Annotated in this window: 5 protein-coding genes and 1 pseudogene; 5 read left to right on the top strand and 1 reads right to left on the bottom strand. The window is 74.5% G+C overall.

From position 1 onward, the window contains the following. Nucleotides 1–1302 (bottom strand): annotated as a pseudogene (locus ACFDTH_RS16985) (hypothetical protein); the annotation flags it as partial. Nucleotides 1303–1423: 121 nt separating this feature from the next. Here ACFDTH_RS16985 and ACFDTH_RS16980 point away from each other — a divergent pair. The 5 genes from ACFDTH_RS16980 to ACFDTH_RS16960 all read left to right on the top strand — a co-directional run. Next, nucleotides 1424–2329 carry a 3-oxoacyl-ACP synthase III family protein gene (locus ACFDTH_RS16980; RefSeq protein ID WP_375288745.1) on the top strand — a complete coding sequence of 302 codons (906 nt, stop codon included), beginning with the start codon at nt 1424–1426 and terminating at the stop codon, nt 2327–2329. Beyond that, complete coding sequence (locus tag ACFDTH_RS16975; protein ID WP_375288744.1) at nt 2326–3270, top strand: NAD-dependent epimerase/dehydratase family protein; 945 nt, start codon at nt 2326–2328, stop codon at nt 3268–3270. The genes ACFDTH_RS16980 and ACFDTH_RS16975 overlap by 4 nt, the downstream gene beginning before the upstream one ends. Then, nucleotides 3258–4085 carry an MBL fold metallo-hydrolase gene (locus ACFDTH_RS16970; protein WP_375288743.1) on the top strand — a complete coding sequence of 276 codons (828 nt, stop codon included), beginning with the start codon at nt 3258–3260 and terminating at the stop codon, nt 4083–4085. Before ACFDTH_RS16975 ends, ACFDTH_RS16970 begins: the two co-directional genes overlap by 13 nt. Continuing rightward, nucleotides 4067–5206: a hypothetical protein gene (locus ACFDTH_RS16965; protein WP_375288742.1), complete on the top strand. Its 1140-nt coding sequence runs from the start codon at nt 4067–4069 to the stop codon at nt 5204–5206. The genes ACFDTH_RS16970 and ACFDTH_RS16965 overlap by 19 nt, the downstream gene beginning before the upstream one ends. Next, nucleotides 5203–5752 (top strand): hypothetical protein (locus tag ACFDTH_RS16960; RefSeq protein ID WP_375288741.1); only part of this gene is annotated, 550 nt, incomplete at its 3' end. The genes ACFDTH_RS16965 and ACFDTH_RS16960, both read left to right, overlap by 4 nt.

Below are 5752 nucleotides of genomic sequence, written 5' to 3'. Positions count from 1 at the left end.
GTCGCCCGCGCGCCCGCCCGAGCCGCGGAAGGCGATGGTATAGGCCTCCGACCCCGCATTGCCGGTGGCATAGACCTCGGCATGGAAGGCGCCGCGATCGAGCATCGCCGGCTCCAGATTGAGCCGCGCCAGCTCTGCCGGGTCGGTCACCGCGCGCGTCCCCTCGGGCAGCGCGCCGCGGCCATAGACATGCTCGGCCATCTGCGCCTTGGCGTGGAGCTGCGCGGGCGGGATGTCGGCGCGGGCGAGCGGCTGGGCGGCGGGCAGCACCGGCGGCGTGCTCGCGTCGCCCACTGCGCGCTGGAGCGCCGGGCCGGTATCGTTGGCGGCGCGCAAGGCGGGGGCGTTGAGCTCACCGGCGCCGCGCGCGAGCGGGGCGACATCGTTCGCGGCCTGGCGGGTGACGCCGGGCGCCGCCTGGCGCACCACCGAGGAGACGACCGAGCCGCCCTCGCGCGCCGCCAGCGTGGCGCCGCCGCGCGCGATGCCCTCGGTCGCGCCGCGCGCGCCTGCGGTGAGTGCGGCGCGGGCGGGGCCGCCGCCGACCGGGACGAGGTAGGTCGCCACCGTGCCGACATCCATGCCGATCTCTTCGGTCCGTCCCTCGGCGAGGGCTTGGCCGTAGCGGTCCGCGGTGTCGCCGACGAAGCCCGTCGTCGCATCCCAAGCGCCCTGGAGGTCGCGGCCGACGCGGCTCGGGTCCTGGATCGCAGAATTGACGTAGCGGCCGGTCGCCTCCGCGGCGGTGCCGACCGCGCCGACCACGTTCTGGGTCAGCTCGGCACGCGCCTCCGGCGAGACCTGCGCCTCGACCAGGGTGGTGCCCAGCTGGCCCACCGTGCCGACCAGCCCGACACCCTCGCGCAGCACCCCGCCGGCGACGCCGACGGTGAAGCGCGTGTTCGATTCGACGGTGCCGATCACGCCGCGCAGCCCTTGCGAGACGATGTCGTCACCGGTGACCTGCGCGCGCGCGAAATCGGCGCCTTTGCCGATCGTCTCGCCGGTCCACATCACCGCGCTGCTGATGCCGTTGCGTGCGCCCTCGGTCGCGTCGCCGATGCCCGAGCGGACCGTGTCGGCGACCGCGCGGACATCGCCGCTGCCGATCGCGTCGCCGAGTCGGCCAAAGAAACTCTGGGGCTCCGGCGCCGCTTCGGGCGCCGGAGCAGGCGGCGGGGGGGCCGCCGGAGGATTCCAACCGACCGAATAGTGCGCCGCCTGGGGAGCGGCTGAAAGCCGCGTCGTGGGTGGGGGGGGCGGCGGCGGGGGAGGCGCTGCCTGGCGGACCTGATCGATCATGGCATCCTCTTGGCCGGTTGGACTCGGCAGGGTGGATGGCCGAGGCGCGGCCCGCGCACCATAATCGGAACGACTAGCGGGCGGCTTGCAACCTTTGCGCGCGCCTGCGCATGACGCGCCGATGAGGTTCGCGCTGGCCGGGACGGGTGTCTATCTGCCGGAGGCGGCGGGCGGGCGGCCGCGTGCAGGCGTGGCGGAGACCACCTCGATGATGGCCGCCGCGGCGGCGGATCGCGCGCTCGGCGAGGCGGGCTGGCGCGTGGACGAGCTCGACGCGCTGGTCGGCGCCTCCAGCGTGATGGAACAGCCGATCCCCGGCACCGCGGCGCTGATCGGCCGGCGGCTCGGCGCGGGCGGAGCAATGGCGTTCGACGTCAATGCTACCTGCCTGTCCGCTTTGGTCGCGCTCGACCTGGCGGTCACCGGCATCGCCGCGGGGCGCTGGCGGCGCGTGCTGGTCGCGGGGGCGGACCTGCCGAGTCGCGCGATCGCCCCCGCCGATGCCGAGCTGGCCGCGATCTTCGGCGATGGCGGCGCCGCGTTGGCGGTGGGCGAGGGGCCGCATCACCTGCTCGCCAGCCGCTTCGAGACACATGGCGCGCATGCCGACCTATGCACGATCGAGGCGGGCGGCACCCGGCTCGATCCGTTCGGCGACCGGGAGGCCTTCCTTGCCGCCAGCCGCTTCCGCATGGCGGGGTCGGCGCTCTATCGCGCCACCGCGCGGCTGTTCCCGCCCTTCCTCGATCGGCTGCTCGGCGAAGCCGGCGTGCGCGCCGGCGATCTCGACCTCGTGGTTCCCCACCAGGCGAGCCGCCCCGCGCTCGATCACCTGCGCCGCGTGCTGGGCGTGGCGCCGGAGCGGGTGGTCGACATCTTCGACGTGCACGGCAATCAGGTCGCCGCCAGCCTGCCGCATGCACTGCACCTCGCGCGCGGCTCGGGCCGGCTGCGATCCGGCATGACGGTGTTGCTGGTCGGCAGCGCCGCGGGCGTGTCGCTGGGCGGCATGGTGGTGCGCTGGTGAGGCGCCGCGCGCTCGTCACCGGCGCCACCGGCGGGCTGGGACGGACTTTGGTGCCGATGCTGTGGGCGGCGGGTTGGCAGGTCCGCGCCACCGGGCGGCGGCCGCGACCGGGCGAGCCGATCGAAGCGCTTGACCTCACCATGCCGCTTCCCCCCGCCGACCTGTGCGCGGGCGTGGACACCGTCTTCCACCTCGCCGCGCTTTCCTCCCCCTGGGGTCCGCGCGCCGCGTTCGAGGCGATCAACGTCGATGTCACGCGCCGGATCGCCGAGATGGCGGCGCGGGCGGGATGCCGCCGCCTCGTCCACGTCTCCACCCCGTCGATCTACGCCGAGGCGCGCGACCGCATCGGGCTGACCGAGGCGGACCCGCCCGCGCGTCGCCTCGCCAATGCCTATGCCGAGACCAAGTGGCGCGCCGAACGCCTGCTTGCCGACGCGCCATTGCCGGTCAGCATCGTCCGCCCGCGCGCCATTGTCGGCCCGGATGATATGGTGCTGCTGCCGCGCCTCTTGCGTGTGATCCGTCGCGGGCGGGTGCCGCTGCCGGACGGCGGCGCGGCGCTGGTCGAGCTGACCGACGTGCGCGATGTCGCCCGCGCCCTGATCGCCGCCGCCGATGCGCCGCCCACCACCGTCAACATCTCGGGCGGCGCGTCGCGGTCGCTGCGCGCGATCGTCGAGCGGATCGCCAAACGCCTTGATCGACCGATCCGCATCGTCGCGGTGCCGCGCACGGCAGCGCTCGCTGGCGCGGGGCTGATGGAGCTTGCGGGCCACATGTCCGGCCGCGAGCCGCCGATCACCCGCTACGGCGTCAAGGCGCTCGGCTGGTCTCAGACCTTCGACCTGTCGCACGCCCGCGCGCATCTCGGCTGGTCCCCCGCGATCACGCCCGAGGCGGCGATCGACCATGCCCTGAGCCGCCGATGCGCCGCGTAAGCCTGACCGGCTTCCGCGTCGGCCATTGCCGCCACCCGCAGGCGATGGCGATCCGCGGCGGGCGCTGGGCGCCGGTCGACTTTCCCGCGCTCGCCTTCCTGATCCTCCACCCGGAGGAGGGCGCGATCCTGTTCGACACGGGCTACGACCCCGCCTTCTGGCAGGCAACCGAGCCGTTCCCCGAGCGGCTCTACCGCTGGACCACGCCGCCGGTGCTGCACGCCGGCGAGGCGCTGGCGGACCAGATCGCCGTGCGCGGCATCGCGCCCGGCGAGGTCCGCCACCTGATCCTGTCGCACTTCCACGCCGACCACATGGCTGGCACGCACCGCTTCCCCAATGCGACGATCCACGCCGCGCGCGCGGGCTTCGAGGCTTTGTGCCGCGGCAGCCGGCTGTCGAGCGTGCGCCGCGGCATGCTCCGCGCGCTGGTGCCGCCCGGCTTCGACCGGCGCGTCCGCTGGTTCGAGGACGCCGCGCCGGTGGCGCTGCCGGCGGACCTCACGCCCTTCACGGAGGGCGCCGACCTGCTCGGCGACGGCAGCCTGCTCGCGGTGCCGCTGCCCGGCCATTGCCCGGGCCATTGGGGGCTGGTGCTGCGCGATGAGGCGGGGCTGCACTTCCTCGTCGCCGACGCCGCCTGGTTCAGCGAAGCGATCCGCACCGACACGCCGCCGCCTTGGCCGACGATGCGGCTGCTCGGCGATGCCGCGGCGACCCGCGCGACGCTGCACGATCTCCACTGCCTCCACCGCCGCAACCCGGACATCCGCCTCACCCCTTCGCATTGCGCCGAATGCGCGGAGCGGCTGTGATCGTGCTGGTCACCGGCGCGCGTGCGCCGGTGGCGCTGGAGGTGGCGCGGTCGTTCCGCACGCTCGGCTGGACCGTGCACCTCGCGGATTCGGTGCCGGCGACGGCCGCCCGCTGGGCGCGGCCGGCGTTCCCGCTCCACCGCCTGCCGCCGCCGCGTTGGCATTTCGCGAGGTTCCGCGATGCGCTCGCCGCGTTGGTGCGCGAGACGGGGGCGACCTTGGTGGTGCCGACGTGCGAGGAGGTGTTCTACGTCTCCGCCGCCGCGCCGCCCGCGCCGGTGTTCGCGCCGTCGCTGGAGGTGCTGCGGCGGCTCCATTCGAAGCGGCTGTTCGTCGATCTTGCGCGAGACGCCGGCGTCGAGGTGCCCGAGACGCGGTTGGTCACTTCTGTGGGGGCGCTGCGCGATCTCGATCTCGCCCGCACCGTGCTCAAACCCGAATATTCCCGCTTCGCCGCCGCGACGCTGGTTCGCCCGACGCCGGCGCAGGTCGCGCCGCTGCGGCCCTCGCCCGAGCACCCGTGGGTGGCGCAGGAGTTCGTTGCCGGCATGGAACTGTGCCTCTGGGCTGCCGCGCATGAGGGGCGCGTCACCGCGCACGCACTCTACCGGCCCACGCTCCGCCACGGCCACGCCGCCGCCTTCGCCTTCGAGGCGATCGACTGGCCGCCCGCGATCGCCGTGGCGGAGAAGATTGCCGCTGCCACTGGGGCGACCGGACACCTGTCCTTCGACCTGATCCGCACGCCGGACGGCCGCGCGGTGCCGATCGAGTGCAACCCGCGCGCGGTCAGCGGCGTCCACCTGTTCGCCGGCGACGCGCTCGCCCGCGCGATCCTGGGCGAGGCGCAGCCGCCGCCTGCGCCCGGCACCCGTCGCCATCTCGCTCCCGCGATGGCGCTGCTCGGCCTGCCACAGGCGCTCGCGCGTGGTCGGCTCGGCGCGTTCGTGCAGACATGGCGCGGCGGCACCGACGCGATCGGCCGCCCCGGCGATCGCTGGCCGCGGGCCGGCGCCTTGATCGACGCCGCACGCTTCGCCGCACTCGGCCTCTCGCGCCGCCGCAGCCCGACGCGCCAGACCACCGCCGATATCGAGTGGAACGGCGGGCCGATCGCGTGATCCTGTTCGATCCCGCCGATCCGGCCACGCACTGGCCGGCGATCGATCCGGCCGAACGCGCGTACTTGACGGCGATGGCGCAGGGCATTCCCGAGCGCATCGCCAATGTCGAAACGCGCTGGCTCGCGCTCAACACCGGCACGCGCGTGCTGCCGGTGACGGTGAACGATGGTGCTCGCGCGGCGAGCTACGTCTGCTCGCCGCGCGCCGCCTACATAGACTACGCCCGCCGCGAGACCGAGATCGTCGGGGTCGCCGGCGGCGCGATCCTGCGCGCCGGCCTTTCCGGCACAGGCGCGCTGTTCGCGGCGGCGCGGCTCGACCGGATCGCCCACCTCGACAATTGGCTGCTCTCCACCAACCTCCACGGCGACTGGAGCGGCGCCGACCTGCCCGCGATCCGTGAGACGCTCGCGGCGCGCTTCCCCGATCACCTGCTCGCGATCCGCTCGGTCGATCCCTGGTCCAGCCCCGCGCTCCACGAGGCCGCGCGCGCCGATGGCTGGGCGATGGTGCCCTCGCGCCAGATCTGGGTGGTGGACGACC

It is taken from the genome of Sphingomonas sp. (assembly GCF_042096255.1).
Taxonomy (GTDB): domain Bacteria; phylum Pseudomonadota; class Alphaproteobacteria; order Sphingomonadales; family Sphingomonadaceae; genus Sphingomonas.
This window is presented reverse-complemented; position numbering and strand designations above follow the sequence as displayed.